The following is a 26,286-nucleotide window of genomic DNA, read 5'->3' as shown; positions in this document are numbered from 1 at the left end:
GCCGGGCGAATGACCTGGCAGCCGAGGGAAGGACCGACATGCCCGCGATCGGGGACCAGCTCGTGACAGCCGAGCTCACCATCCCGCAGGACCGCGTACGGATCGCACCGCCACGCGGCCACCGGGAGGTGGCGCCGGAACTGGACGGACTGGAGGAGCTGGGCGAGGTGGCGCCGGCGGACGCCCGCGACCTGACCCGGGTGCTGCTGGCCCGCCTGGCCGGACTGGAGGAGGGCACCCGCGAGTACTCCTACGTGCGCTCCTCGCTGGTGGAGCTCAACCTCTCGCTGGTGCGCTTCGCGATGCGCCGCTTCACCGCCCACCGGGAGAGCGCGGAGGACCTGCTGCAGGTCGGCGCGGTCGGCCTGATCAAGGCGATCGACCGCTTCGACCCCGACCGCGGGGTGGAGTTCACCACCTTCGCCATCCCCACCATCCTGGGCGAGATCCGCCGCCACTTCCGCGACACCACCTGGGCCGTCCACGTCCCCCGCCGCCTGCAGGAGCTGCGCCTCGCCCTGGCCAAGGCCCAGGACCACCTCGCCCACCACCTCGACCGCGCCCCCACCGTCGCGGAGCTCGCCGAGCACCTGGGGCTGACCCAGGAGGAGGTCATCGAGGGCCTGGGCGCCGCCAACGCGCACAGCGCCGACTCCCTCGACCTCCCCGTCGGGCCCGACGAGGACGCCGGCGGCGCCCTGGCCGCCCGCCTGGGCGGCAGCGACACGCGCCTCGGCCTGGTCGACGACCTGGTCTCCCTCCAGCCGCTGATCGCCGCCCTGCCCGAGCGCGAGCGGCTCATCCTGTCGATGCGCTTCACCCAGGAACTGACGCAGTCCCAGATCGGCGAGCGGCTCGGGCTCTCCCAGATGCACGTCTCCCGCCTGCTCAGCCGTACGCTCGCCAAGCTGCGCCGCGGCCTCGAATCCACCTGAGCACCCGGAGCGCGTAGAGTCATGACGACACCACTGGGGGAGGGGACGCGGATGCCGGTCCACGACGAAGGGCTGACGGCCGAGTTGAGCGCCGTCGGCGAACGCGCGGTGGTCTGCCGCCTCGTGGGCGACCTGGACGTGGAGTCGCTCTCGCCCGCCGAGCAGGTCCTCGACGAGGCCTTGCACGCCCGGCCGGAGGTCGTGGTGGTCGACCTCGCCGAGGTCGGCTTCTGCGACTCCTCCGGGCTCAACCTGCTGCTCAGGACACGGGTCGCCGCCCAGGGGGCCGGGGTCGGGCTGCGGCTGGCGGCGGCGTCCGCGCCCGTCCGGCGACTGCTCGAACTGACCGGCGCCGAAGCGGTGTTCGAGCTGAGCCCGAGCGTTCAGGCCGCACTCGACGGGGCCCGGTGACCACCGCGGTGCGGTCGTGTGCATCAAACGCGGCAGGGCGGGAAGCAGGCCCTGTGACGACCACCGATCGGAAGGGTTGACCGAATGACCGCGCCCCGGGAGACCCTGACCGTCCGTCACTCCGGAGCCGCCCCCGCCTTCCCGCCCGGCGGCCAGCGCCGTCGGCTGGCCCTGGCCGGGCAGCGCAAGCCCGTCGCCCGCGCCCGCGAGTTCACCCTCGGCGCGCTGGCGGACTGGTCCTGGCCCGGCGCCGAGGACGTGGTGCTGCTGGTGGCCGAGCTGGTGGCCAACGCCATGCTGCACGCGGACGGCCCGCTCGACGTGGTGCTCGACGTGGCCGAGGCCCGGCTGCGGATCGAGGTGAGCGACACCTCCCCGCAGCTGCCCGTGCTCCGCGAGCCGCACCGCCCCGGCGTGCCCGGCGGCCACGGCCTCTACATCGTGCAGCAGGCCTCCGACCGCTGGGGCGCCGCACCCCACCCGCAGGGCAAGACCGTCTGGGCCGAGATCGACGCCACGGGCCCGACCACCCCCTGACCGACGGGCCCGGCCACCGGAGGAAACGGCCCCCTAAGCTGGCCCGATGGGCGGAGCGACGGGCGAATGGGACCTCAGACGGCTGCGGGTGCTGCGGGCGGTCGACGAGTGCGGGACGGTGACGGCCGCCGCCGAGCGGCTGCACCTGTCGGTCTCGGCGGTCTCGCAGCAGGTCTCGGCGCTGGCCCGCCAGGTGGGGGCGCCGATGCTGGAGCCGTACGGACGGCGCGTCCGCCTCACCCCGGCGGCCCGGCTGGTGCTGCGTCACGCGGCCGTGGTCTTCGGCCAGTTGGAGCGCGCCGAGGCGGAGCTCGCGGGCTACCTGCACGGCGAGGCGGGCGAGGTGCGGGTCGGTGCCTTCGCCACCGCGATCACCGGGCTGGTGGTCCCGGCCGTGGCGGGGCTGCGCACCTCCGTGCCCGGGCTGACCGTACGGGTCGAGGAGGCCGAGGCGGAGGAGGCACTGCGGCTGCTCACCACCGGCGAGGTGGACCTGGCGCTGTCGCTCGCCGTCGGGCCGGTCGGCCGCGGGCCCGGCCTGGTCGAGACGGCGCTGCTCACCGATCCGATGGACGTGGCCCTGCCGCCCGGCCATCCGCTGGCCGCCGCACCCGGCCTGCGGCTGGCGGACCTGGCGGAGGAGGGGTGGATCTACGGCGCCGACGGCCCCTGGCGGGAGATCACCCTGGAGGCCTGCGCCCGGGCCGGGTTCGTCCCCGGGCGGGCGCACACCGCCGTGGACTGGGCCGCCATCCTGGCCCTGGTCACGGCCGGGCTCGGGGTGGCCCTGGTGCCCCGGCTGGCCTCGGCCGGCCGGGTCGGTGCGGCGGTGATCCGCCCGCTGCCCGAGGACCTGCCCGTCCGCCGGGTGGTGGCGGCGGTCCGGGCCGGGACCGAGGCCACCCCGCCGCTGCGCCGGGTGCTGGCCGAGCTGGCCGGGGTGGCAGACACTCTTCAGTCCAGCTGAACGGTTCGGTCAGAACTCTGCGATGGACCTGACAGGTCGTCAGGGCCGATGGTGGATCCATGACCACACAGCCTTCCTCCACCACCACCCCGACCGACGCCTCCGCCCCGCCGTACGCCGGCGGCAACCCCTACGCCGACTACCGCTCCGGCGAGTTCCCGTTCACCGAGCTGGTCGACCTCGCCGACCGCCGCCTCGGCGGCGCCGTGCTCGCCGCGAACGACGAACTCTTCGCCGAGCGGGAGAACCTGCTGCTGCCCCACCCCGCCGAGTTCCGCCCGCACACCTTCGGCAACAAGGGCCAGATCATGGACGGTTGGGAGACCCGCCGCCGCCGCGGTGCCGACGGCCGCCCGCACCCCGGAGCCGACGAGCACGACTGGGCGCTGATCCGCCTCGGCGTGCCGGGCGTGGTGCACGGCGTGGTGGTCGACACCGCGCACTTCCGGGGCAACCACCCCCTGCACGTCGCCGTCGAGGGCACCGAACTCCCCGGCACTCCGGGCCCGGAGGAGCTGCTGGCGGCCGACACCGTCTGGCACCCGCTGGTGCCCCGCTCGCCGGTGCGCGGCCATGCCGCCAACGGCTTCGCCGTGGAGGGCGGCCGCCGCTTCACCCACCTGAGGCTGCGTCAGTACCCGGACGGCGGCATCGCCCGCCTGCGGGTGCACGGCGAGGCCCGGCCCGACCACGCCTGGCTGGCCGCGCTCGGCACCTTCGACCTGGCGGCGGTCGAGAACGGCGGCACCGTCGAGGACGCCTCGGACCGCTTCTTCTCCTCCCCGGTGAGCATCGCGCTGCCCGGCAAGTCCGGCGCGATGGGCGACGGTTGGGAGAACCGCCGGCGCCGCGACGGCGGCCACGACTGGGTCCGGCTGCGGCTGGCCGGGCGCGGCGCGATCCGGGCGGTGGAGATCGACACCGGCTACTACGTCGGCAACGCCGCCGGGTGGGCCGGCCTGTGGGGCCGCGACGAGGAGGCCGCCGACCCGGACGCCTGGTTCGAGCTCCTCCCGCCCACCCGCCTGCAACCCGACGCCGTCCACCGCCTGCTGATCGACGCACCCCGCCCGGCCACCCACGTCCGCCTGGACGTCTTCCCGGACGGCGGCATCGCGCGCCTGCGCCTCCACGGCAGCCTGGTCTGACCGACCGTCACCCCCTCGTGCTCCTCACGGCGGCGCCTGCCCGCGCCCGCGCTCGGCGGCCAGCACCTCCTCCAGGCCGCCGAGCCGGCGCAGGCCCGCCACCGAGCGCGAGGTGCGGTGGTTGGCCGCCAGCAGCTCCCGGTGGCGGTGGACGAAGGCCCAGTAGCCGGTGGTGAACGGACAGGCCCGTGGCCCCAGGCGCTCGGTCGGCCGGTAGGCGCAGGGCCCGCAGTGGTCGCCCATCCGGTGCAGGTAGGCGCCCCCGGCCGCGTACGGCTTGGTGGTGACCAGCCCGCCGTCGGCGTACTGGGACATCCCCAGCACGTTGGCGGCCATCACCCAGTCGTAGCCGTCCACGAAGCAGCGGTGGAACCAGTCGGTCAGCTCGGCCGGGTCCCAGCCGTGCTGGAGCGCCCAGTTGCCGAGCACCATCAGCCGGGGGATGTGGTGCACCCACCCGTGGTCCCGCACCCGGGCCAGCGTCCCGGCCAGGCAGCGGGCGGTGACGGCGTCGGCGTCCAGCTCGCGGAACCACTCCGGCAGCGGCTCGTGGTGGCCCAGGCGGTTGACCTCCCGGTACTCCGGGCCGAGGTGCCAGTACAGCTGCCAGACGTACTCGCGCCAGCCCGCCACCTGCCGGACGAAGCCCTCCGCGCTGTTCAGCGGCACCGCACCGGCCCGGTACGCCGCCTCGGCGGCGGCCACGCACTCGCCCGGGTCCAGCAGACCGAGGTTGAGCGGCACGGAGAGCGCGCTGTGCGCCATCCACGGATCGGCGTGCAGCATCGCGTCCTCGTAGCGGCCGAAGTCCGGCAGCCGGTGCTCGACGAAGTGCGCCAGCGCCTCCCGTGCCTCGGCCCTGGTCACGGCGAACCGGCGCGGCCCGTCCCGCCCCACGAAGGCCACCTCGCCGGCCCGCTCCCAGCGGTCCAGGTCGGCCCGCACCTCCTCGTCGATCCCGTCCTCCCGGGGCTCGAACGGGGGTGGCACGGGCAGCGCGGCGACGCCCTTCGGCGGCGGCTCCCGGTTGTCGTGATCGAGGTTCCACCGCCCGCCGGCCGGCCCGCCGTCGGGCTCCAGCAGCAGGTGCTCGGCCCGCCGCACCCGCCGGTAGAAGTCCTCCATCACCAACCGCCGCGACCGCGGCGGCCCGGCCCACCGCCGGAAGTCGGCGAACGGCACCAGGAAGCCGCGCGGCGCCAGTACCGTCACCGAGGGCATCGCCGACACCAACCCCAGCGCGGCCCGCGAGGTCGGATGACACACCGTCACCTCCGTGCCCGCCCCGACGGCCTCGGCGAGCCCCTCCCGGTAGGTCTCCGCCCGCACGTACCGCACCCGGTCACCGAGCTCGGCGGCCGCGTGCCGCATCGCCGACAGCACCAGGTGCGCCTTCGCCCGGTGGAACCTCCGCCGCCGCAGCACCGACCGCGCCTCGACCATCACGATCGGCGCCCCCTCGTCCGGCCCGCCCTCCCCGGGCTCCCGGAAGTGCGGCCCCAGCTGGTCCCCGAACACCCAGTGCGGACGAGCACCTCCGTGCTTCGCTGCCACCGCCACGCTCCCTCCGTCCGCACCACCGTGGCGCCCGTCGGCGGCAGCCGCCCACCCGCAGCGATCGTGCAGCGGCTCGTCCGGCTCAGCCCCCGGGGGCGTAGCGCTCCAGCCGGACCGTCACGGTGCGGTCGCCGGGCCGGATCTGATGGTGGGTCGTGCTCAGCCAGTCGCCGGGGCGCAGCCACTCGCCGTCGGACGGGGCCCAGCCGAGGTTGAGCACCGCGCTCGCGGCGTAGCGCGCACCGGCCTCGGGCTCCGGCAACGCAAGGGCGAAGGCGGTCGGCACCGTGCCGCCGGAGGGGACGGGCACCGTGCGGGAGGCGACCGTGCGGGCGGGGGCGTCCATCAGCGAGACGTCCTGCACCCGGACCGCCAGCACCCCGCCGCCGGCCAGGTCCGGCCATCCGTCCGGCCCGAACTCAAGGTCCACCGTGATCCGCATCATGCCCCGACGCTACCGGCCCGCTGCGGTGACGGCGCGTCACTCCTCGGCGGTCCGGACGGCGCCGTCGGCCGTCCCCGCCGCCGCATCCGGATTTCCTAGGTAGCCCTACGGGGCCCCACCTCGCTTGTTCGCCCGGAGAGCACCCCCAACAGTGAGGCAGCGGTGGCGGTGGCCACCGCCCGCGGCGCGGTCCCGCCCCGCGGTCCCCTGCACGAGCAAGTGGAGCCAGAGCATGCGCAGACTCCTCGTCGCGGCAGCGGCGATACCGGTCCTCCTCGCCCTCGCCGCCCCGGCCGGCGCCGCCCAGCCCGAGGGCACCGTGGTGGCGGCCCGGCAGCACTACGGCGACCAGTACATCGTGGTCCTCAAGGGCGGCGCCGCCCTCGCCGGGGCGTCCGCCCTGGCCGGGCAGTACGGCGGCACGGTCCGCTCGACGTACAGTCAGGCCCTGCACGGCTTCTCGGCCAAGGGCCTGACAGCCCGCCAGGCGCGCCGGCTGGCGGCCGACCCGGCGGTGGCGGCGGTCTACGAGGACGGAACCGCCCGTACGGCGGGCACCCAGGCGAACCCGACCTGGGGGCTGGACCGGATCGACCAGAAGGCGCTGCCCCGGGACAAGTCCTACACCTACCCCAACACCGGGGAGGGCGTCACGGCCTACGTGCTGGACACCGGGATCAAGCCCGACAACCCCGAGTACGAGGGCCGGGCCTCGGTCGGCAAGGACTTCGTCGGCAGCGGCGGCGCCGACTGCTTCGGACACGGCAGCCACGTCGCGGGCACCATCGGCAGCAAGACCTACGGGGTGGCCAAGAAGGTCAAGCTGGTCGCGCTCAAGGTCCTCGGCGGGGACTGCTCCAACACCGGGCCGGACTCCGCCGCGGTGGACGCGATCGAGTGGCTGACGGCGAACGCGGCCAAGCCGGCCGTGGCCAACATGAGCATGACGATGGACCAGGTCGGCGTCGGCGACGAGGCACTCAAGCGCTCGGTGGCCGCCGGGATCACCTACGCCGTGGCGGCGGGCAACAGCAGCACCGACGCCTGCGGCACCAGCCCGGCCCGGGTGCCGGAGGTGATCACCGTCAACGCCTCCGACGAGTCGGACAACCGCGCGTCCTTCTCCAACTACGGCTCCTGCACGGACCTCTTCGCCCCGGGCAACAACGTCGTCTCGCTGGGGCTGAACAACGGCAGCAGCGCGACCATGAGCGGCACCTCGATGGCCTCCCCGCACGTGGCCGGCGCCGCCGCGCTCTACCTGGCCGCCAACCCCGCCGCCACCCCGAAGGCCGTCCGGGACGCGCTGGTGGCCGGGGCCACCGACGGCGTGGTGAAGAACGCCGGCTCGGGCTCGCCGAACAAGCTGCTGAACGTCTCCTCCATCGGCGGCGACACCCCGCCGCCGGCCTGCGCCGCGCGTTCCACCACCACGCCGGTGGCGATCCCGGACGCCGGTGCGGCGGTGAGCAGTTCGGTCACCCAGCAGGGCTGTGACGGCAAGGCACCGGCGGCGCTCGCGGTGAAGGTGGACATCGGCCACACCTACACCGCCGACCTGGTGGTGGACCTGGTCGGACCGAGCGGTGCGGTCTTCTCCCTGCAGAAGGCCGGCGGCGTCGGGTCGGCGGCCGGCATCCACACCACCTACACGGTGAACGCCTCGTCCGAGCAGGCGAACGGCACCTGGTCGCTGCGGGTGCAGGACGTGTACCGCTTCGACACCGGCACCGTCGAGGGCTTCACGCTCACCTTCTGACGCACCGACAACACGGAGGGAGGGCCACCGGCGGGTGGCCCTCCCTCACGCTTCCGCTACTTGACGGTGACGGTGTAGGTCGCGGTCGAGGTCTTGCCCGCCGCATCCTTCGCCGTCACGGTGACCGGGTAGGTCCCGGCCTGGAACGGGGCGACCACCTGCATCTGGGAGGTCCCGGACCCGTTCACCGAGGCGGGGCTGAACGAGGGCGGGATCGGCAGGCCGGGGCCGGTGGCCGAGAGCTTCACGGTGCCGGTGCCGCCGGTGACGGTCACCGTCGCGTTGAGGAAGAAGCCGGGCGAGGAGGTGCCGCCGGTCGGGTTGACGGAGACCTTGAGGTCACCGGGGGTGGGGGTGCCCGTGCCGACGGTCAGGGTGAGCTTGGTGGTGGCGGTGCCGCTCGGGCCGGTGCCGGTGACGGTCACCTGGTAGTCGCCCTGCGGGGTGGTCGACGCCGTCTCGACGGTGAGCTTGGCGTTGGTGCCGGTGCTGATCGAGGAAGGCTGGAAGGTGGCCGTCGCCCCCTGCGGCAGGCCGGAGGCGGTCAGCTCGACCTTCTCGCTGCCGTTCTGGCCGGCGGTGCTCGTCACCGTGGTGGACACGGACCTGCCCGGGTCCACCTTGACGGCGGCGGGGGAGAGGCCGAGGGAGAAGGTCTGCGGCGGCTGGGTGCCGCCGATCTGCTCCTTGACCCAGTCGCCCATGTCGTTGTTGAGCCGCCCGTAGACGCTGTACCACTTGAAGTCGCTGCGGCTCCAGGAGGCGACGCCCACCACCTTGCCGTCCACGATCAGCGGGCCGCCGCTGTCGCCGGGCAGGATCGACACGTGCCCGTCGGAGTAGCCGCTGCAGATCATCGTGGCGTCCTGGAATCCGGCGCCGACGCCGTTGCAGTTGGACCCGGCCACGATCGGCAGGCCGAACTTGGTGAGGGTGACGTCCTTGGAGTCGTCGTTGAAGTCCTTCTTGCCGTAGCCCAGGCCCAGGCCGGTCCGGCCGGGCTTGTGGAGCTCGGTGTCGGCGGAGGTGGCCACCGTGGCGTACTTCCCGCCCGGCACCGGGACGTCCTGGTCGGTGGTGACCACCGCGACGTCGTACCCCTGGTCGAAGTTCACGTACTTGGGGTGGGTGTCGTAGCTGACCACGCCGATCCTGGTCCCGCCGCCGGCGTTCAGGTCGTCCAGGCCGTAGAGGAAGGACTTCTGGCCCTCGGCGGCCTTGCAGTGCGCGGCGATCAGGATCTTGCGGGGGGCCACCACCGAGCCGGTGCAGGTCTGGCCCTGGGGTCGCGAACCCCCTTGCCGCAGACCGGCGATGACGAACGGGTAGTCCTTGACGGAGGCGGGCGTGCCGCCCACCGACTGCGGTGTGACCTCCGCGTGCGGAAGCGGGGTGTCACCGAGCGGTGCGACGGCCGGGGGCGGGGACCCGGCCGCCCCGGCGGCGGCGGTGGAGGCGGTCGGGAGGGCGAACAGCGGCAGGGCTAGCACGGCGGTCAGGACGCCCAGTACGCGGCGGTTGGGTTTCACGGCAGCTCCTTGTCGGGGTGGTGTGCTGCCGGTAACCCTCGGGGCGCGGCCCCGGGGGGAACAATCGGTGGACCGCCCCGTACGGCTACGGAAAGAATGCGGCGCCGACGGGCCGTCAGCCCGCCTCCGCCGCGGGCTCGGGGACGCTGGTCACCTCCGTGCGCGAGCCGACCTTGAGCTTGCGCAGCACGTTCACCACGTGTTGCTCGACCGTTCGGACCGAGAGGAAGAGGGCCTCCGCGATCTCCCGGTTGGTGTGGCCGTCCACGAGCAGCCGGGCGACGTCGTGCTCCCGGGGCGACAGCCGGTCGCCGTAGCCCCGGCGCCCGCGCCGGGACGGTGCGGGGGAACCGGTGGCCCGGAAGGCGTGGCGGCACCGCGCCGCGTCGCGTGGTGCTCCCAACTCCACGAACCGGTCGGCCAGTTCCCCGAGTACGGCGGGTGCGCCCGGATCGCCCAGATCGAGGCGGCAGCGGGCGGCGCGCTCGGCCGCGAGGGCCGCCGGATAGGGCGCGGGCAGCCGCTCGTACAGCGCCCCGGCCCGGTCGAACCAGCGCGCGGCGGTGGCCGGATCGCCGTCGTGGGCGGCGACCACGCCCCGGGCCCGGGCCAGCGCGGCCCGGGACGTCGGGGCGGCCAACGCGGCGCTCTCGCGGTCGAGTTCGGCGATCAGCCGGAGCGCGGAGGCGGCCCGGCCGGTCCGGCAGAACGCCTCGGCCGCGGCCGGGACGAGCTCGCCGGCCCAGGCCCAGACGCCCTTGGCCCGCAGCAGCCGCAGGCCGCGGCCGGCCTCCTCGGCGGCGGCCCGGTCGGCGTCCTGGGCGAGCAGCAGGCCGATCAGACCGGCGTGCGCGGCGATCGCCACCGGGGTGACGGCGTTGTCCGGCTGGAGCACGCCGGTCGCGGCGAAGTGGGCGGCGGCTCGGTCCCAGGCGCCCCGGGACGCCGCGAGCAGTCCGAGGACCAGCTCCAGTTCGCTCGCCACCGGCAGCAACTCCCGGTACTCGGCGAGCAGTTCGTCGGCCCGCTGCTCCAGCCCGGCCCACTGCCCGGTGAGCCAGTCGAGGTGGACGGCGGTGGCCCGGGCGGTGCTCAGCACGTACGGGGCGCCGGCGTCGGCCGCCAGCCGGAGACCGCGCTGGAGCAGGCCGCGGGCCCGGCGGTGGTGGCCGGTCCAGGCGCCGGCGTCGGCGGCGTTGCAGTAGAGCCTGGCCAGTTGGCGCAGCTCCTCGGGCGTCCCCGCCTCGACCGGCAGCCCGTCGGCCACCTCCCAGGCCCCCGGGTCGCCCGTGTGGAGGCGGGAGGCGATGTTGTTGGCCGCCAGGGTGAGCCGCAGCCGGGGGTCGTCGGTGGCCCCGATCAGCGCGTCCACCCGGTGCAGCCACGGCAGGTGCGCGTCCAGCGGGGACGCGCCGAGGTACGGCTGCGCGAGCACCGCCATGCCGAGCCCGACGAGGTCCGGACGGTGCGCCAGACCCGTCAGCGCGAGCTCGATCTCCACCCGGGCCGCCTCCAGGCCGTCGGCCTGACGGATCAGCAGCAGGCCCAGGCTGAGCCGGAGTTCGGCGGCCCGGGGAGCGGACAGCCGGTCCCCGGCGAGCAGTCCGGTCAGCAGCGGGAGCACCTCGCGCTGGGCGACGCCGGTGAAGGCGACGGCGCCGAGCTTCGCCGCCAGGCGGTCCACGTCCTCGGCGCCGAGCCGGTCCGGGCCCGGACCGGCGCCGCCGCCTTCGCCCGTGCCGGCCTCCGGGGAACGGAGGAGGGCCTGGAGCAGGCGGATCGCGGTCGCCGGATCGCCGGTCCCGATCGCCCGGTCGGCGGCCGCCTCGCCGTACCGCAGGTAGCCGGCGTGGTCGCCGGCCAGACGGCTCTGCTCGGCGAGTCCGGTCCACGGCTCGGGCCGCTCTCCGAGCAGGGCGGTCACCGCCCGGCGGTGCAGCTCCTGGCGGCGGGGGCCGGGGACCGTCGCGTAGACCGCCTGCCGGGCCAGCTCGTGGCGGCAGGCGTAGCGGCAGTCCGCGACCTCGACCAGCGCGGCCCGCTCCAGGGCGGTGCTCAAGGCCTGGCGGCCCTGTGCGGGCGCCAGGCCGGCCACGGCGGACAGCAGGTGCGCGGGGGCGGGCTCCGCCAGGACGGCGGCCGCCTCGGTGACCCGGCGGGCGGCGAGCGGAAGCCCCGCCAGCCGCTCCGTCGTCGACTCCAGCAGCACCGGCGGCAGCGGGGTGGTCTCCAGCAGCCTCCGGGCCGTGAGCTCGTCGCTCGGCGGCACGCCGCCCTGGCCCGTACCGCCCTGGACCGGTCCGCCCCGGCCGCCGCCCCGGCCCGGGGTGCTCCGGTGGTGTCCCGCCGGGGCCCCGAGCACCGCCACCACGACCTGCGGCAGCCCCGCCGTCCGGTCGTGCAGCCGGGCCGCGAGGGCGGCGGGCACCTCCGGCAGGCCCAGCAGGCCGGCCGCCAGGCGCCCCACCTCGGCCACCTCCAGCGGGCCGAGCCGGACGCGCAGGCTGGTGCCGCCCGGCCCGGGCCGGAACGCCCGGCCCAGCGGCAGTCCGCCGGGGGAGTCCTCCGGACGGTGCGTCAGCAGCAGGACGGTGCGCGCCGGCAGGTCGTCCAGCAGGAAGCGCAGCAGCCGCCGGGAGTGGTCGTCGGCCCACTGGAGGTCCTCCACCACGAGCACCAGCGGGCCCAGCAGGTCCAGGAGTTCGCGCACCGCGCGGAAGAACCGGTGCGCCTGTGCGCGCGGGTCGCCGAGCGGAGCGGGGGGTGCGGGCAGGTGCGCCGCCAGCTCGGGCAGGTGACCGCCCAGGACCCCGAGCAGGGGACTGTGCCGTGCGGCGGCGGGCAGCCGGGCGGCCGCCCCGAGGAGCGCCTCCAGGACCACGCCGTACGGGAACGGCTCCCGCGAGGCCCGGCAGCGCCCGGTGAGCACCCGGTGCCCGGCCAGCCTCGGCGCGGCCAGCAGCTCCGTGACCAGTCTGGTCTTCCCGACCCCGGCCTCACCCTCCAGGACCAGCACGGCGGGAGGCGACAGCGCGGCGGTGAGCAGCGCGTCCAGCTCCTCGGCCCGGCCGACCAGAGGGGGCGTGCCGGAGCCGGCCACGATCCTGGAACCCATGGACACCCCGATCCGGTCCGCCGGACGCGCGCGGCGCCCGCTCCACCCGGGCCGGGTGAAACGGGGTCAAGTGTCCTGAGCCGCCCGCCCCTCGGCAAGGGAACGGGCGGCGCGGGCGGGACGGCGAACGCGGGCGGACGGACCGTCAGGCCGGGTCGGCGACCCGCCCGAGGGCCTCGACCTGCTGCTCGGGGACGTACGCGGGCGGGATCTCGCGGCCGCGTCCGAGGTGGTTGAAGAGCAGGTTCAGGACGACCGCCAGCAGGCAGCCCACCGAGATGCCGGAGTGCAGGACGGTGGCGATCTGCTCGGGGAAGGCCCGGTAGAAGCCGGGGAAGGCGATCGGGAAGATGCCGAAGGCCAGGCTGACCGCGACGATGACGGCGTTGGAGCCCAGGCTCAGGTCGGCCTTGCCGAGGGTGCGGATGCCGGCCACGGCCACCGAGCCGAAGAGCACCACGCCCGCGCCGCCGAGCACCGGCTGCGGCACCAGCGAGACCAGCCCGCCGACCACCGGCAGCAGGCCCATGACCACCAGGAAGACGCCGGCCAGCGCGACCACGAAGCGGCTGCGGATCCGGGTGAGGGCGACCAGGCCGATGTTCTGGGCGAAGGCCGAGCAGATGAAGCCGTTGAAGACACCGCCGAAGGCGGTCGCCAGCCCGTCCGCCCGCAGGCCGCCGGCGATGGTGCGGTCGTCCGCCGGACGCTCCACCACCTCGCCGAGGGCGATCATGTCGGCGGTGGACTCGGTCATCGAGACCACCATCACCACCAGCATGGAGACGATCGCCGCGAGCTGGAACTGCGGGGCGCCGAAGGCGAAGGGGTGCGGCAGTTCGAAGAGCGGCAGCTCGCCGAGCGCGCCGGCGTCGACCTTGCCGAACGGGATCGCCACCAGGGTGCCGACCAGCATCCCGAGCAGGATCGAGATCCGTTGCAGGAAGCCGCGCAGGAAGCGGTTGAAGAGCAGGACGGCGAGCAGGGTCACCCCGGCCAGGCCGAGGTTGCCGAGCGAACCGTAGCCGGGGGCGAGGGAGTTGCCGCCCTGCGCCCAGTTCCCCGCGACGGGGAGCAGGGAGATGCCGATCAGGGTGATCACGGTGCCGCTGACCACCGGCGGGAAGAACCTGACGAGCCGGCAGAACAGCGGTGCGAGCAGGAAGCAGAAGAGGCCGGCGACCAGGGTCGAGCCGAAGATGAGCGGCAGCGCCGCGCCCTTCTCGGCCTCGATCACCGCCAGGATCGGCGACACGGTGGCGAACGAGACGCCGTTGACGAACGGCAGTCGGGAGCCGATGCCCCAGGGGCCCAGGGTCTGCAGCAGGGTGGCGACGCCGGCGATGAACAGACTGGCGGCCAGCAGGGTGGTCAGCTGAGCGGGGGTCAGGCCGGCCGCCGCGCCGATGATCAGGGGCGGTGCGGCGACCCCCGCGTACATGCTGGCCACGTGCTGGAGGGCGACGGTCGCCATCCGGCCGGGCGGCAGCAGCTCGTCGACGGGGTGCGGTGCCGGGCCGGGCTCGGCGGCGGTCCGAGGTCTCACGTGTGGTTCCTCCACGTCCAAGGATTCTTCGGGTCCGGGAACGGCGACCGCTGGGGGACGCGGCGACGTTGGGACGACCCCGGCGGGCGGCAGGGCAGCCGCTCGCCTGCCGGCTCCTGCGGCGAACAGGACCGGCCCATGGGTGGATCCACGATGCGGAATCGGGATTCCGCGCTTCGAGGTGCAACAGAATGTAGAAACCCTGCGCTCCATGGTCAATAGCTCCGGCCCGATTGCCTGCCCCGGGCGTGAGCTCTGTGCGTTCCGCCAAGGGCCGAGGGATCTGACCGTGTGCTGACAAGGCGTGCGGCGTCCGGCCATGCGGTGGTGGCGGTACGGCCTCGATTCGATCAAAGTCATTGACGTACAGCCGATTTCTGGCGGCATACTGCTGGTCACCCCCACGCCGTCCCGTGCGACACCGATGCAAGGACCACCCGTGACCAGCTCCCCGAGACGACGCTGTCTCGGCGCCCTCGCCGCCCTCATGATGGCCGCGGCGACCGCCTCCTGCTCCAGTCCTGCCGCCGACACCGGCACCACCGTCACCTTCTGGGGATGGGCCCCCGGCTACGCCGAGGCGGCCGCCGCCTACACCGCCGAGCACCCGAAGACCCGGATCGAGTTCCGGCCGACCGACCCCGGCAGCAAGGGCGGCTACGACGCGATGCTGCAGGCGATAGCCGACGGGAAGGGCCCCTGCCTGGTCCAGGTCGGCTACGAGTCCCTCCCGGCCTTCGTCGCGGCGAAGGCCGTCACCCCCGTCGACACCGCCGCCGCCCGGGTGCTCTTCCCCGAATCCGCCTGGTCCCAGGTGACGGTGGACGGCGACGCCTACGGGATGCCCGTCGACGTCGGCCCGATGGCGCTGTTCTACCGGCGCGACGTCTACCAGCGGTACGGCATGCGCCCGCAGTCCACCTGGGAGGAGTTCGCCCGCGACGCCGACCGGCTGCACCGGGTGGCCCCGCGCACCACGCTCACCGCCTTCACCCCCGACGACCCCTGGTGGTTCACGGCCCTCGCCGCCCAGGCCGGGGCCCAGTGGTTCGCCACCCAGGGCGGCAAGTGGCAGGTGGACATCGCCGGCCAGGCCACCGCCGCCACCGCCCAGTACTGGCAAGGGCTGGTGGACAAGGGGCTGGTGGCGGTCCGTCAGGGATTCTCCGCCGAGCTCTACAAGAGCCTGGGCGACGGCACCGTCGCGGCCTTCCCCGCCCCCGTCTGGTACGCCGCCCTGCTGGAGGAGAACGCCCCCGGCGCCTCCGGCGCCTGGGCGGTCGCCCCGCTGCCCGGCTGGGGCAAGGGCAACGACCCGGCCGTCTTCGACGGCGGCTCCGCCACCGCCGTGGCCCGGGGCTGCGCCCAGCCGGGAGCCGCCGCCGACTTCGCGGCCTGGCTCGGCACCGACCGCAAGGCCCTGGACATCCTGGTGGAGAAGGCCCGCATCTACCCGGCGGCCGTGGCCACCGACACCCTCCCCGCCCTCAACGCCCCCAGCCCCTACTTCGGCGGCCAGGTCATCGGCGACGTCTTCCGCCAACTCGGCGCCTCGGGCAGCTCCCGCTGGCGCTGGGGCCCGGCGATGGCCGCCACCTCCAAGTCGCTCACCGCGGAGCTGCCCAAGGCACTCAAGAACCGGACGCCGCTGAGCGGAGCGCTGCGCACGGTCCAGGACGCGACGGTCGAGTCCATGCGGACCCAGGGCCTCCCGCTGGCGGGCGGCTGACGGCGGCTCGGGCGGGTGAGGCCGGGGGCGTTCGAGGGCTGGACACCGCAGGCCGGGGCCCCGCTCACGGGCAAGGGCTGCCACAGGCTGGTCGCCGCGGAGGTGCTTCAGGCGTGTTCCGGACCCCGAACCGCCGAGCGGCCCGCCCCCCTCGCGGGCGGCTGACGGTACGCCAGGCGCGGCAGGGTGACAGGCGGTTGCACTGTCCGCCAGCCGCCAGCCGCCAGCCGCCAGCCGCCAGCCGCCGCATCCCGCCTGCCGCCTGTAGCTGGCGCGTGCCGTTCGGCGCTGGTGCCTGCGGTCGGTCGCTGGCGCGTGCCGCTTCTCGGCTGTTGCCAGTCGCTGGCGCACGCCGCCGCCTGCCGCCCGTCGCTGCCGCAGGCTACGCCGCTCCGAGCGCCGCCGCGAAGCCCTCGAGGTCGTCCGCGCCGACGTGCTCCGCGGCGGCGACCTCGGCGCTGTGGACGAACATCTCCTGCTCGTAGGCGGCCAGCGCGGCCTCCGGCTCGCCCGGGTGGGCGGCGATCGCGAGGCCGAGCTCGGCGCCGTCCAGCAGGGCGAGGTTGGCGCCCTCGCCGTTCGGCGGCTGGAGGTGGGCGGCGTCGCCGAGCAGCGTCACCCCGGGAATGCGCTCCCACCGGTGGTCGCCCGGCAGGCCGAAGTGCGGGCGCAGCACGGGCGCGCTGTCGCCCTCCGCCACCAGCGCGGCCAGGGCGGGGGCCCAGTCCGCGTACTCGGCCGCGATCCGCCGCCGGGCGGCGGCCGGCTCGGCGAAGTCGACCGCCTCGAACCACTCCTGAGGGCGGGTCAGCAGCGCGTAGACGTGCAGCGTGCCGCCCGCCGCCCGGTGGGCGAACAGCTCCTGCCCCTCGCCGGGCACGATCATCGACCCGCCGCCGACCGCCGCCGCGCCGGCCGGGCACCGGGTGTCCGCCTCGTACAGGTGGGTCTCCACCGAGGAGGTCCCGGAGTACTGCGGCACCGCGTCCGAGAGCAGTGGCCGCACCCGCGACCAGGCGCCGTCCGCGCCGACCAGCAGACCGGTGGTGACGCTCGCGCCGTCGGCGAAGGCCACCTCGTGGCGGCCGCCGCCCAGCGCGCGGGCGGTGGCGACCTTGCGGCCCCAGCGGACGGTGCCGGGCGGGAGCGACTCCAGCAGGATCCGGCGCAGCTCGCCGCGCTCCACCTCGGGGCGGCCGCCGCTGCCGTCGTCGGGCTTGTCCAGCAGGACGGTGCCGTCGGTCGCGAGCACGCGCAGCGCCTGCCGGCCGGGGAGCACGATCTTCTCGAACTCCTCCGTCAACCCGGCTGCCCGGATCGCCAGTTGGCCGTTGTAGTCATGGATGTCCAGCAGCCCGCCCTGGGCCCGCTCGGCGGGCGAGGACTCCGCCTCGTAGACGGTGGCGGGGATGCCGTGGACGTGCAGGACGCGGGCCAGCGCGAGGCCGCCGAGTCCGGCGCCGATGATCGTGACGTGGGTGTCGTGCACGGTGACTCCTTCGAGGCCGGGCCGCCCGGTGGATCCGGGCCGCCGTCCCTTCCGAAGGTGCCGGGCCCCACCGGCAGGCCGCTGACATCCCACCGACAGTTGCCGTCATCCCGGTGTCAGGGCGCGGCGCCGCCAGAGGTGCGGCGCCGTCAGACGTGCGGCGTGGTCGGGCCGCCGGCCGTGCGGGTCTGCCCTAGCGGAGCCAGGGCGGTGGCGGCCGCCGCCAGCGACTCCGCGAGCAGCGCGGCGGTACGGCCGGCCTCGTAGAGGTGCTCGCGGGCGTCCCGCGCCAGCCGGACCCCGTCGAAGTCCTCCGCCAGCGGGGTGCCGATCCGGCCGGTGGCCTGCTCGCTGCTGAGGAACGTGCCCACCTGGTCGAGCAGGTCGGGCAGGCGCGCGGTCAGCCCCGCCAAGGCGTTGACCGCGGCGGCGGCGTCGGTGGGGTGGATCAGACCCGGTGCGCCGCCGGGCTGCGCGGCCAGCCCGGCGGCGCGGACCAGGTCGGCCGCCTCGGCGGTGAGTTCGGCGGTGGAGAGCTGTGCGGGGATCGGCCGGTTCATCGGATCGCTCCTTGTCCGTGGGCGCGGGAGTGCCGTCGGTGCCCGCCTGCCCCGGATCCCCGCTGCCATGCGCCCCGCTGACGCTCCGTCAGCCCGACGCGGGCGGGGCTACACGTGGGCGGCTTCCCGCGCGCCCGTCTCCGCGTCGGCGTCCGCGTCCTGCGCGGCCTCGTCCGGTGCGGCGGCACCGGGCAGCTCGTACGGGCTGGGCGCGGGGAAGTAGGTCTGGAGGAAGTCGGCCAGGGCGCGGTCCTGCTGCTCCACGGGCAGGTGGTCGCGGACGGTGTCGGCCAGGCAGATCACGTCGGCCCAGCGGTGCCGGTGCAGTTCCTCCAGCTGCGCGAGGTCCTCGCTGCTGTCGATGCTGAAGTAGCCGTCCACCAACTGGCTCTCGACCGCGCGGCCGGTGGCGTGCGCGTAGTGGGTGGCCAGGGTGATCGGGGCCAGGTCGGAGCCGGAACGGAACGGCGAGGCGGTGGTGGCGGCGAGGGCCTCGGCGAAGCGTTCGCCGGTCTCGGCCAGGACGCTGCGCCGCTGCGGGTAGGGGGCGTGCTTCAGGGTGTGGGGGTAGGTGCGGCCGGTGGCGCGGGCGAGCGCGGTGCGGGTGGTGTACTGGGCGGCCACGTAGACCGCGTCGCCGCGGTCGCCGTCCTCGGAGGCGATCTCCCCGGGCGGGATGATCCGGCTGTCGGGGAAGTAGCGCGGCACGCCGCTGCCGAGGAAGAACTGCTGGGGCGTCAGCGGCCGGCCCAGCAGCATGTCGTCGTTGAGGTAGAGGAAGTGCTCGGCCAGGCCGTCGATCGTATGCAGTCGGGTCTCTATGGCGTGCGAGTTGAAGACCGGGCCGGCACCGGTGCCGGCGAAGAGCTCGCGGTGCGGGACGACGGTCAGACCGGGCGCCGCGGTGTCGAGCCAGGCCGGGACCTGGTCGTCGGTGACCAGGAAGACGTGCCGCACCCAGGGTGCGTGGGCGGCTATCGAGCGCAGGCAGTACCGGAGTTCGTCGCGGCTCCGGTAGCGCTGCTCGCCGTCGTCGGCCATCGGTGCCCGGTGGCCCTGGGCCTGCCGGGCGTGGTCGCGGCGTTCGCGCCAGGCGGGGTCGCTGCCGTCGACCCAGGTGACCACCACGTCGACGGGGAAGTCGATGTCGTCGGGGAAGGTGGCGGCGAAGGCGTCGACCAGCGGGTAGTCGCGGCCGCCGATGGTGGTGGTGGCGTCGGCCGCCAGCGAGGGCAGCCACCAGCCGAACGGCGTCTGGCCGATGGAGGCGATGGCGCCGGGGGAGGGGGCGGCGGAGTCCCAGAACTCCACGTCGCAGCCCAGGTCCGCCCCGTACAGCCGACCGCCGACCACGGCCGGCCGGTAGACCCGGATGCCCTTGACGCGGTCCACCGTCTCCGGCGCGTGCGACGGGGCGTCAGCGCCGTCCTCGGACGCGGGTATGGACGCGGCCGTCTCGAGGGCGGCCACGGCCTCGGGCAGCAGGGCGGCCGGCACCGTGGCCAGGGTCCGGCCGTGCTCCAGGAGATCGGCGTAGACCGCCTGCCCCGCGAACGCCCCGGCCACGGCCGCGAGCACCGCGGTCCGGTCACCGGGGCCGATCGCCAGCCGGTGGTGCTCCGGACCGTCGGGAACGATCCCGTGCGCCACGCCCGCGGCGGCGAGCACGTCGGCGACCTCCGCGAGGTTCCCGTCCCGCCGCACCGTCGGCGGCAATCCCGGTACCGTCTCCGCGAGTTGACCCGTGTGTCGGACAATCCCGGGCAGGGAGCGCAGCAGCCGTTCCTCCTCCGCCGTCCGCGTCGGGGCCAGCACCGCCGCGTAATCCGGAGCGGCGTCCTCGGACCTGGGGGCGGGAACGGTGGCCTGCTGCTCGGCGGTGGGATCCCGGTGGCCGAGGAATCCGGCGAACGGACGTCGGAGCGGGCCGGTGAGGGAACGGCGAACGAACACGAGATGACACTCCGGGGGATGAGTGGATGGCTCACCGTAACACGATCTTCGGGGGGGAGGATTTCCCGAAGGGAACCTGGGAGAATTCTGGGAGCATTTTTTATTTCCTGGTAATTCGTAGGGAATCGTGGTCGATCGACCGTTTTCACCCGCTGTCGACGGTATGTCAGCCCTCGGGGTCCTGGAAGCGGGCGAGCTCGTTGTCGATCATGGTTTGGGCGCGGGCCAGCACGCGGGAGTTGTAGGTGCCGGCGGTGCGGATGGTCAGCAGGGCGTCCTGCTGGGCGGAGGCGGCGGCGAGCAGCAGCGTGCGGTACTGCTCGCGCGGGTCGACGCCCTCGGCGACCGCGCCGAGCGCGGGGCGTTTGTGGCGGGTGGCGGTCCAGGCGCGGGCCTGGTCGAGGACGACCGGGTCGTACGGGGTGCCGTCGGGCATGACGAGGTCGGGGTCGGCGAGGGTCTCGGCCACCCGGGCGGAGAGGTCGGCGTACAGCTCGCCGAAGGCGGCGCGGTCGGCTGCCTCGTCGTCCCCGGGGAGCTTCAGGGCGCGGATCACCCGGGGCAGCGTCAGCCCCTGGAGCAGCAGGGTGGTGCCGGCCACGGTGAAGGCGATCAGCAGCAGCTGCGGCCGGTAGGGGGTGTCGCCCGGCAGGCTCTGGGCGGCGGCGACGGTGACGGCGCCGCGCATGCCGGACCAGGCGATGACCGTCCCACCGCGCCAGCCGAACCTCTCGTTGATCCTGAACTCGGCGTCGTTGCGGCCGTGTTCGATCCGCCCCTCCAGCCGTTCGGGGTCGGTGTTCCGGAACCGCCGGGGCAGCTCCTGCCCGGTGTCGAGCCGGTCGGCCAGGTCGTCCAGCCGGGTCCGGAAGTCCACCGCCTTGTCCGCGTCGCGGCGCAGCGAGGCGACCAGCGGCGCCACGAACAGCATCCGGATCGCGATGGCCAGCAGCGAGGCCAGCAGCCCGATGCCGACCGCGTGCGCGACGTTCTGCCCGGCGTCCTCGGCCTGGTCGACCAGGGTGCGGAGTTGGAGCCCCATCAGCAGGAAGACCGAGCTCTCCAGCAGGAAGGCGATGGTCTGCCAGTTGACGTCCTCCGCGAGGCGGTCGCGGGCGCGCAGGAAGCGGGGGCTCAGGTGTCCGCTGACCAGGCCGGTCACCACGACGGCCAGCACGCCCGAGGCGCCGAGCTCCTCGGCGGGCAGGAAGGCCAGGAACGGCACCACGAAGGAGAGCGCGGTGTTCAGGACGGTGTCGTGCAGCCGCCCGCGCACCAGCACCGTGAGCAGACCGACCAGCACCCCGATCACGCTCGCCACCACCACCGAGAGCACGAAGTCGACCCCGACCTTCCACAGGTGGACGGTCGAGGTCATCGCCGCCACCGCCGAGCCGAGCAGCACCAGCGCGCTGGCGTCGTTGACCAGGCCCTCGCCCTCCAGGATGGTGGTGAGCCGGGTCGGCAGTCCGAGCCGCTTGCCGATCGAGGTCGCGGCCACCGCGTCGGTGGGGCTGACGATCGCCCCGAGCGCGAAGGCGGCGGCCAGCCCGAGCCCGGGCAGCAGCCAGGCGAACAGGTAGCCCGAGCAGAGCGTGGTGACGACCACCAGCAGCACCGCCAGGCGCAGGATCGCCTTGAGGTCCCGCCGGAAGTCGACGGCCGGCATGTGGACGGCGGAGGCGTACAGCAGCGGCGGCAGCACCACGGTCAGCACCAGGTCGGGCTCCACCTCCACGTGCGGCACCGCCGGCAGGAAGCTGAGCGCCGTCCCGACCACCACCAGGGAGAGCGGTGCCGCGACCCCGATCCGCCGCGAGGCGGCCGACACCGCGACGATGCTGATCACGCCGAGTACGGCGACCAGCGTCCATCCCATGGTCCGGCTCCTGTTCCGCGGCCGACGTGGCGACCGTGCCCACCCGGCATTCTGGCCGCCGGGCCGGGCCGCACCCGGTTTCCCGCCGTCCGACGGCGCGCCGTGGGCCGCGGGCCCGGCCGGTGGCAGCGGCCGCTCCGACGGTCCGTCAGAGTGCCGAGCGGGCCAGCCGGAGCGCCGCCGCGCGGATCCGCTCCGGCCCCAGTTCCGGGAGCAGTGCGGAGACCTGGTCGGCCGCCAGCGGGGCGAGCAGGGCGTGGGCGGTGGCCTCCGGGTCGGGCGTGCCGGAGAGCAGGAGCGCGACGTGGCGGTGCCAGAAGCGGTAGGCGCCGATGCGGTAGCGGGCGCCGGGGGAGGCGGTCTCGGACATCCGGACCAGGGCGAGGTGGTCGAGCAGGTAGTCCAGGTAGGCGGAGAGGAAGGCCGTGAGCCGTTCGGCGGCGGGCGCCCCCGGGGTGCCGGGGCCGAGCGGGGGCGGTCCCTGGAGGACGGCCTCCTGGAGGACCCGCTCCCGGGCGTCGAGCAGGGCGGCCGCCAGGCCCGACTTGTCGCCGAAGCGACGGAAGAGCGTCCCCTTGCCGACGCCGGCCGCGGCCGCCACCTGGTCCATCGAGACCGCCTCGACGCCGTGCTCGGCGAACAGCCGGGCGGCGGCCTCCAGTACGGCGGCCCGGTTGCGGGCGGCGTCGGCGCGCTCCTTGGGCGGGGGTGTGCGCAGGAGTTCCAGGGGCGTTGCGGAAGCGGACTGCGGTCCGTTAATGTCGTGAGCCACAAGAGGACTGTAGTCCGATTCTCTGCAGGAGGCACTGCCATGACCGCACTCATCACCCGTGACGAGCTGGCCGCGGCCATCGAGGCCCGCACCGTCACCGTCGTCGACACCCTCGGCGGCCAGTACCACGCCCAGCAGCACCTGCCCGGCGCGCTCGCCCTGACGCCGGGCGAGGTGGACGCCCACGCCGCCACCGTGCTGCCCGACCGCACCGCCGCGATCGTCACCTACTGCTCCAACACCGCCTGCCCCAACAGCGGCCAGGTCGCCGACCGGCTGACCGCCCTCGGCTACACCGACGTCCGCAAGTACCGCGAGGGCATCCAGGACTGGGTGGAGGCGGGCCTGCCCACCGAGTCGGCCTGATTCCCGCGGCGGGCGGGCCCGGGGTCCGCCGGGGACACCCCGGTCCCGCCCGCCGCAATGCTGTCCCGCCCGCCGCAATCCGGTCCGGCCCGCAGCAATCCGGGATCGCGTCGGCTCCGAAACCTAGGCTGCGGACCACCAGTGGCTTCCGCGCACGAACCGTTCGCACCGACCCGGGAACCATCGATGACCGTCTCCATCGCCCTGTTCACCCAGGACCTGCGGCTGCACGACAACCCCGTCCTGCACGCCGCCGCCGAGGCCGGCCGCCAGGTCGTCCCGCTGTTCGTCCTGGACCCGGCCGTCGAGACGGCCGGCTTCGCCGCCCCCAACCGGCAGGCGTTCCTCGCCGACTGCCTCGCCGACCTCGACACCGGACTGCGCAGCCGCGGCTCCCGACTGGTCCTGCGCCACGGCGACCCGGCCGAGCAGGCCGCCCGGGTGGCCGAGGAGACGGGCGCCACCGCCGTCCACGTGGCCGCCGGCGTCAGTGCCTTCGCCCACCGCCGTGAGACCCGCCTGCGCGAACTGCTCGGCGACCGGCTCCGGGTGCACGACGCCTCGCTGACCGTCGTCCCGCCCGGCGAGGTCACCCCGGCGGGCAAGGACCACTACGCCGTCTTCACCCCGTACCACCGCGCCTGGCAGCAGGCCCCCCGCCGCAAGGTCCTCGCCGCACCCCGCGCGCTGCACACCCCGCGCGCCGTCACCGGCGAACGCCTGCCCACCGCTGACGGCACGTCACCCGCCCTGCCCCCCGGCGGCGAGAGCGCCGCCCGCCGCCACTGGAGGCGCTGGGACCCGGACGCCTACGCCGAGCTCCACGACGCCCTCGCCGACGACGGCACCTCCCGGCTCTCCCCGTACCTCCACTTCGGCTGCCTCTCCGCCAACGAGCTCGCCACCCACGCCACCGCCCACGGCGGCGAGGGCGCCGAGGCCTTCGTCCGGCAGCTGGCCTGGCGCGACTTCCACCACCAGGTGCTCGCCGCCCGGCCCGCCGTCGCCCACCAGGACTACCGCAGCCGCAGCGACCACTGGCACCACGACGAGGCCGAGGCCGAGGCCTGGCGGCAGGGCCGCACCGGCTACCCGATCGTCGACGCCGGCATGCGCCAACTCCTCCACGAGGGCTGGATGCACAACCGCGCCCGCCTGCTGACCGCGAGCTTCCTGGCCAAGTCCCTCTACCTGGACTGGCGGACCGGCGCCCGGCACTTCCTCTCCCTGCTGGTCGACGGCGACGTGGCCAACAACCAGCTCAACTGGCAGTGGGTCGCGGGCACCGGCACCGACACCCGCCCCAACCGCCTGCTCAACCCCCTGCGCCAGGCGCTCCGTTACGACCCCGACGGCGCGTACGTCCGCCGCTGGATCCCCGAACTCGCCGACGTCCCCGGCCCGGCCGTCCACCAGCCGTGGAGCCTGGACCGGGACCGGGCCCCCGACTACCCCGCCCCGATCGTCGCCCCGGACTCCCTCGGCGCCCGCTTCCGCCACGCCCGCGCCCTCGACTGACCACGGAGGAGCCACCGATGACTCCCGCCCCCCGCCGCCCCGACGTCGTGGTGATCGGCGCCGGCCTGGCCGGTCTCGCCTGCGCCGCCGACCTGACCGCCGCCGGGCGCAGCGTCCTGCTGCTGGAGGCCTCCGACGCCGTCGGCGGCCGGATGCGCACCGACCGGGTCGACGGCTTCCTCCTCGACCGGGGCTTCCAGGTCTTCAACACCGGCTACCCGCAGGTGCGTTCACGCGTCGACACCCGGGCGCTGGACCTGCGGCCGTTCACCCCCGGCTTCCTGCTGGCCGGCTCCCTCGGACGGCGGCGCTTCGCCCACCCGCTGCGCAGCCCCGCCCGGTGCGGCGACCTGCTCACCGGCCGGCTCGCCCCACGGCGGGACGCCGCCGCCCTCGGACTGCTCAGCGCCCGCGACCTCCTCACCCCGGCCGCCCGCCTGCGCGGCGCCCCCGACCGCACCACGGCCTCGGCCCTGCTCGCGGCCGGGATCTCCGAGCCGGTCATCGACCACGTCCTGCGGCCGTTCCTCGCCGGGATCTTCCTGGAGGACCGACTCACCACCTCCAGCCGGGTGTTCCACCTCTACTGGCGCAGCATGCTGCGCGGCACCCTCGCCCTCCCCGCCGCCGGCATCCAGGCCGTCCCCGAACAGCTCGCCTCCCGCCTCCCGCCCGGCACCCTCCGCCTCGACTCCCCGGTGGCCTCCCTCGCACCCGGCGCCGTCACCCTGACGGACGGTCAGGAGATCCCCTGCACCACGGTCGTGGTCGCCACCGACCCCGTCACGGCCGCCACCCTGCTCCCCGGCCTCCCCGTCCCCGAGGCCCGGTCGGTCACCACCTTCCACCACGCCGCAACCCGCCCGCCGCTCGCCGAACCCACCCTGGTCGTGGACGCCGGCCGGCAGCTCCTCAACTCCGTGGTCCTCTCCCAGGTCGCCCCCGAGTACGCCCCGCGTGGCCGCCACCTCGTCACCACCTCCGTCCTCGGCACCGCCGCCGACGAAGCGGCGGTCCGCCGCCGCCTCGCCGTCCTCTACGCCACCGACACCTCCGACTGGCACCTCCTGGCCGCCCACCGCATCCCCTACGCCCTCCCCGCCATGCCCGCCCCGCACCCCCTGACCCGCCCCACCCGCCACTCCCCGGGCGTCCACCTCTGCGGCGACCACCGCGCCACCGCCTCCGTCCAGGGCGCCCTCGCCTCCGGCGCCCGCGCCGCCCGCGAAGTCCTGGCCGACCTCGGCTGACCGGGGCCCCTGACCGCTACGGTGATCGCACCGATCCACCCGGGGGCGACATGACGAGCTGCTCGATCTCGGTCGGACCGCAGCGCACGACGACGGAGGAGGCCCAGGGGTTGTCTCCTTGGTGGGGTCGGATCAGGCCGCGTCGTTGGGGTGCGTGCCTCGGCGGCGCCGAGGAGGGAGTCCATGCGGAGCATCGGCGACTGACGAGAAGCCGGCGAGGTGCGTGCCCCGGCGGCGCGGACCCGGCCCCACCAAGGAGACAGCCCCTAGGTCTCCGTCCCCGAGCCGACCGTCACCGCCGGGCGCCGGCGCCCAAGGACTCGCGATCGCGCCGGGTCCCGGTGGGCCGGACGGCGTCGGGGCAGGCTAGCTTTACCCGGGTGACTCTTCTTGACGACGTGGCCGAGCGCGACGGCTGGCGGTGCTGGGTGTGCGACGAGCCGGTCGACCCCGACATGTCCGTGAACGACCCCCGCGGTCCCAGCGTCGACAGCCGCACCGCCGACCGCAAGGCCAAGATCCCCGAACGGCTCGCCCACCGCGGCTGCAACACCCGCAAGGGCGCGGTCAAGGTGGAGATCGCCTGGCCCGACCACCTCTACGTCTCCGAACCCGCCGCGCTGATCGCCGTGACCGCCCGGCTGGAACGCAAGGGCGGCCGCGAAGTGGTCGGCCGCTGCCCCACCCGCAAGGACGCCGAGCAGGCCGCCGACTGGCTGGCCGACCGCCTCACCCGCCTCACCCCCGAGCTCCCCTTGACCACCACCGTCGAACCGGGCGGCGGCCAGTTCCTCCTCGTCCTGTCGACCGCCCGCCGCTGA

21 protein-coding genes are annotated in these 26,286 nt (G+C 75.0%); 11 read left to right on the top strand and 10 right to left on the bottom strand.

Features of this window, described 5'->3' with window-relative positions:
- The first annotated feature begins 38 nt into the window (after window positions 1-38).
- The 5 genes from ACWEPF_RS03510 to alc all read left to right on the top strand — a co-directional run bounded on the left by ACWEPF_RS03510 (window position 39) and on the right by alc (window position 3,998).
- The gene (locus tag ACWEPF_RS03510) at window positions 39-935 is read left to right on the top strand and encodes a SigB/SigF/SigG family RNA polymerase sigma factor (RefSeq protein WP_452171237.1); all 897 of its coding nucleotides are present in this window, start codon (window positions 39-41) and stop codon (window positions 933-935) included.
- 51 nt (window positions 936-986) lie between these two features.
- Window positions 987-1,346 (top strand): STAS domain-containing protein, encoded by a 360-nt coding sequence (locus ACWEPF_RS03505; protein ID WP_452171236.1) that lies wholly within the window; start codon window positions 987-989, stop codon window positions 1,344-1,346.
- Between the two features lie 84 nt (window positions 1,347-1,430).
- A complete protein-coding gene (locus ACWEPF_RS03500) occupies window positions 1,431-1,883 on the top strand; it encodes an ATP-binding protein (protein WP_452171235.1) in 453 nt (150 codons plus the stop codon).
- A gap of 46 nt (window positions 1,884-1,929) precedes the next feature.
- Window positions 1,930-2,850 carry a LysR family transcriptional regulator gene (locus tag ACWEPF_RS03495; RefSeq protein WP_452171234.1) on the top strand — a complete coding sequence of 307 codons (921 nt, stop codon included), beginning with the start codon at window positions 1,930-1,932 and terminating at the stop codon, window positions 2,848-2,850.
- Between the two features lie 59 nt (window positions 2,851-2,909).
- Window positions 2,910-3,998: an allantoicase gene (gene alc, locus ACWEPF_RS03490; RefSeq protein ID WP_452171233.1), complete on the top strand. Its 1,089-nt coding sequence runs from the start codon at window positions 2,910-2,912 to the stop codon at window positions 3,996-3,998.
- Between the two features lie 24 nt (window positions 3,999-4,022).
- Here alc and ACWEPF_RS03485 read toward each other — a convergent pair whose 3' ends face one another.
- Together ACWEPF_RS03485 and ACWEPF_RS03480 are read right to left on the bottom strand one after the other, a co-directional pair.
- A complete protein-coding gene (locus ACWEPF_RS03485) occupies window positions 4,023-5,552 on the bottom strand; it encodes a cryptochrome/photolyase family protein (protein WP_452171232.1) in 1,530 nt (509 codons plus the stop codon).
- An 85-nt stretch (window positions 5,553-5,637) separates the two neighbouring features.
- The gene (locus tag ACWEPF_RS03480) at window positions 5,638-6,000 is read right to left on the bottom strand and encodes a YbaY family lipoprotein (protein WP_452171231.1); all 363 of its coding nucleotides are present in this window, start codon (window positions 5,998-6,000) and stop codon (window positions 5,638-5,640) included.
- 232 nt (window positions 6,001-6,232) lie between these two features.
- Between ACWEPF_RS03480 and ACWEPF_RS03475 the strand changes: the two genes are divergently transcribed.
- The gene (locus tag ACWEPF_RS03475) at window positions 6,233-7,759 is read left to right on the top strand and encodes a S8 family peptidase (RefSeq protein WP_452171230.1); all 1,527 of its coding nucleotides are present in this window, start codon (window positions 6,233-6,235) and stop codon (window positions 7,757-7,759) included.
- Window positions 7,760-7,815: 56 nt separating this feature from the next.
- Here the strand turns inward: ACWEPF_RS03475 and ACWEPF_RS03470 are convergent, their stop codons facing one another.
- The 3 genes from ACWEPF_RS03470 to ACWEPF_RS03460 form a co-directional block, all read right to left on the bottom strand.
- Entirely contained in the window at window positions 7,816-9,288 is a 1,473-nt protein-coding gene (locus tag ACWEPF_RS03470; RefSeq protein ID WP_452171229.1) for a trypsin-like serine protease, read from the bottom strand.
- A gap of 115 nt (window positions 9,289-9,403) precedes the next feature.
- Window positions 9,404-12,403 (bottom strand): ATP-binding protein, encoded by a 3,000-nt coding sequence (locus tag ACWEPF_RS03465; protein WP_452171228.1) that lies wholly within the window; start codon window positions 12,401-12,403, stop codon window positions 9,404-9,406.
- A 145-nt stretch (window positions 12,404-12,548) separates the two neighbouring features.
- Window positions 12,549-13,949, bottom strand: coding sequence for a nucleobase:cation symporter-2 family protein (locus ACWEPF_RS03460; protein ID WP_452171227.1), 1,401 nt, complete (start codon window positions 13,947-13,949; stop codon window positions 12,549-12,551).
- Between the two features lie 439 nt (window positions 13,950-14,388).
- Here ACWEPF_RS03460 and ACWEPF_RS03455 point away from each other — a divergent pair, with 439 nt between their 5' ends.
- Window positions 14,389-15,678, top strand: a complete 1,290-nt coding sequence (locus ACWEPF_RS03455) for an ABC transporter substrate-binding protein (protein ID WP_452171226.1) — start codon at window positions 14,389-14,391, stop codon at window positions 15,676-15,678.
- 382 nt (window positions 15,679-16,060) lie between these two features.
- On the opposite strand, the gene ACWEPF_RS03450 is transcribed toward ACWEPF_RS03455, so the two are convergent.
- From ACWEPF_RS03450 to ACWEPF_RS03430, 5 genes are all read right to left on the bottom strand, one after another.
- A complete protein-coding gene (locus tag ACWEPF_RS03450; protein WP_452171225.1) occupies window positions 16,061-17,167 on the bottom strand; it encodes an FAD-dependent oxidoreductase in 1,107 nt (368 codons plus the stop codon).
- 149 nt (window positions 17,168-17,316) lie between these two features.
- On the bottom strand, window positions 17,317-17,727 hold the full coding sequence (locus ACWEPF_RS03445; RefSeq protein ID WP_452171224.1) for a hypothetical protein: 411 nt from the start codon (window positions 17,725-17,727) through the stop codon (window positions 17,317-17,319).
- A 108-nt stretch (window positions 17,728-17,835) separates the two neighbouring features.
- Window positions 17,836-19,680, bottom strand: coding sequence for a stealth family protein (locus ACWEPF_RS03440; protein WP_452171223.1), 1,845 nt, complete (start codon window positions 19,678-19,680; stop codon window positions 17,836-17,838).
- A 166-nt stretch (window positions 19,681-19,846) separates the two neighbouring features.
- A complete protein-coding gene (locus ACWEPF_RS03435) occupies window positions 19,847-21,559 on the bottom strand; it encodes a cation:proton antiporter (RefSeq protein ID WP_452171222.1) in 1,713 nt (570 codons plus the stop codon).
- A 148-nt stretch (window positions 21,560-21,707) separates the two neighbouring features.
- Window positions 21,708-22,331: a TetR/AcrR family transcriptional regulator gene (locus ACWEPF_RS03430; protein WP_452171221.1), complete on the bottom strand. Its 624-nt coding sequence runs from the start codon at window positions 22,329-22,331 to the stop codon at window positions 21,708-21,710.
- A 39-nt stretch (window positions 22,332-22,370) separates the two neighbouring features.
- On the opposite strand from ACWEPF_RS03430, the gene ACWEPF_RS03425 reads away from it, so the two are divergent.
- From ACWEPF_RS03425 to ACWEPF_RS03410, 4 genes are all read left to right on the top strand, one after another.
- Window positions 22,371-22,697 (top strand): rhodanese-like domain-containing protein, encoded by a 327-nt coding sequence (locus tag ACWEPF_RS03425; RefSeq protein ID WP_452171220.1) that lies wholly within the window; start codon window positions 22,371-22,373, stop codon window positions 22,695-22,697.
- 186 nt (window positions 22,698-22,883) lie between these two features.
- Window positions 22,884-24,215 (top strand): cryptochrome/photolyase family protein, encoded by a 1,332-nt coding sequence (locus ACWEPF_RS03420; RefSeq protein WP_452171219.1) that lies wholly within the window; start codon window positions 22,884-22,886, stop codon window positions 24,213-24,215.
- 17 nt (window positions 24,216-24,232) lie between these two features.
- The gene (locus ACWEPF_RS03415) at window positions 24,233-25,465 is read left to right on the top strand and encodes an NAD(P)/FAD-dependent oxidoreductase (protein WP_452171218.1); all 1,233 of its coding nucleotides are present in this window, start codon (window positions 24,233-24,235) and stop codon (window positions 25,463-25,465) included.
- A gap of 380 nt (window positions 25,466-25,845) precedes the next feature.
- Window positions 25,846-26,286, top strand: coding sequence for a hypothetical protein (locus ACWEPF_RS03410; protein WP_452171217.1), 441 nt, complete (start codon window positions 25,846-25,848; stop codon window positions 26,284-26,286).

The organism is Kitasatospora sp. NPDC004289, from assembly GCF_053602875.1.
Note: the sequence above shows the minus strand (reverse complement) of the source record. Positions and strands in the feature narration are given on the sequence as shown.

Bases quoted from the DNA above. Each gene is read 5' to 3' on its own strand.
- ACWEPF_RS03510 (WP_452171237.1), top strand. From the start codon at position 39: ATGCCCGCGATCGGGGACCAGCTCGTGACAGCCGAGCTCACCATCCCG.
- ACWEPF_RS03500 (WP_452171235.1), top strand. From the start codon at position 1,431: ATGACCGCGCCCCGGGAGACCCTGACCGTCCGTCACTCCGGAGCCGCC.
- ACWEPF_RS03415 (WP_452171218.1), top strand. From the start codon at position 24,233: ATGACTCCCGCCCCCCGCCGCCCCGACGTCGTGGTGATCGGCGCCGGC.
- ACWEPF_RS03465 (WP_452171228.1), bottom strand. From the start codon at position 12,403: ATGGGTTCCAGGATCGTGGCCGGCTCCGGCACGCCCCCTCTGGTCGGC.
- ACWEPF_RS03425 (WP_452171220.1), top strand. From the start codon at position 22,371: ATGACCGCACTCATCACCCGTGACGAGCTGGCCGCGGCCATCGAGGCC.
- ACWEPF_RS03475 (WP_452171230.1), top strand. From the start codon at position 6,233: ATGCGCAGACTCCTCGTCGCGGCAGCGGCGATACCGGTCCTCCTCGCC.
- ACWEPF_RS03505 (WP_452171236.1), top strand. From the start codon at position 987: ATGCCGGTCCACGACGAAGGGCTGACGGCCGAGTTGAGCGCCGTCGGC.
- ACWEPF_RS03435 (WP_452171222.1), bottom strand. From the start codon at position 21,559: ATGGGATGGACGCTGGTCGCCGTACTCGGCGTGATCAGCATCGTCGCG.
- ACWEPF_RS03445 (WP_452171224.1), bottom strand. From the start codon at position 17,727: ATGAACCGGCCGATCCCCGCACAGCTCTCCACCGCCGAACTCACCGCC.
- alc (WP_452171233.1), top strand. From the start codon at position 2,910: ATGACCACACAGCCTTCCTCCACCACCACCCCGACCGACGCCTCCGCC.
- ACWEPF_RS03495 (WP_452171234.1), top strand. From the start codon at position 1,930: ATGGGCGGAGCGACGGGCGAATGGGACCTCAGACGGCTGCGGGTGCTG.
- ACWEPF_RS03480 (WP_452171231.1), bottom strand. From the start codon at position 6,000: ATGATGCGGATCACGGTGGACCTTGAGTTCGGGCCGGACGGATGGCCG.
- ACWEPF_RS03420 (WP_452171219.1), top strand. From the start codon at position 22,884: ATGACCGTCTCCATCGCCCTGTTCACCCAGGACCTGCGGCTGCACGAC.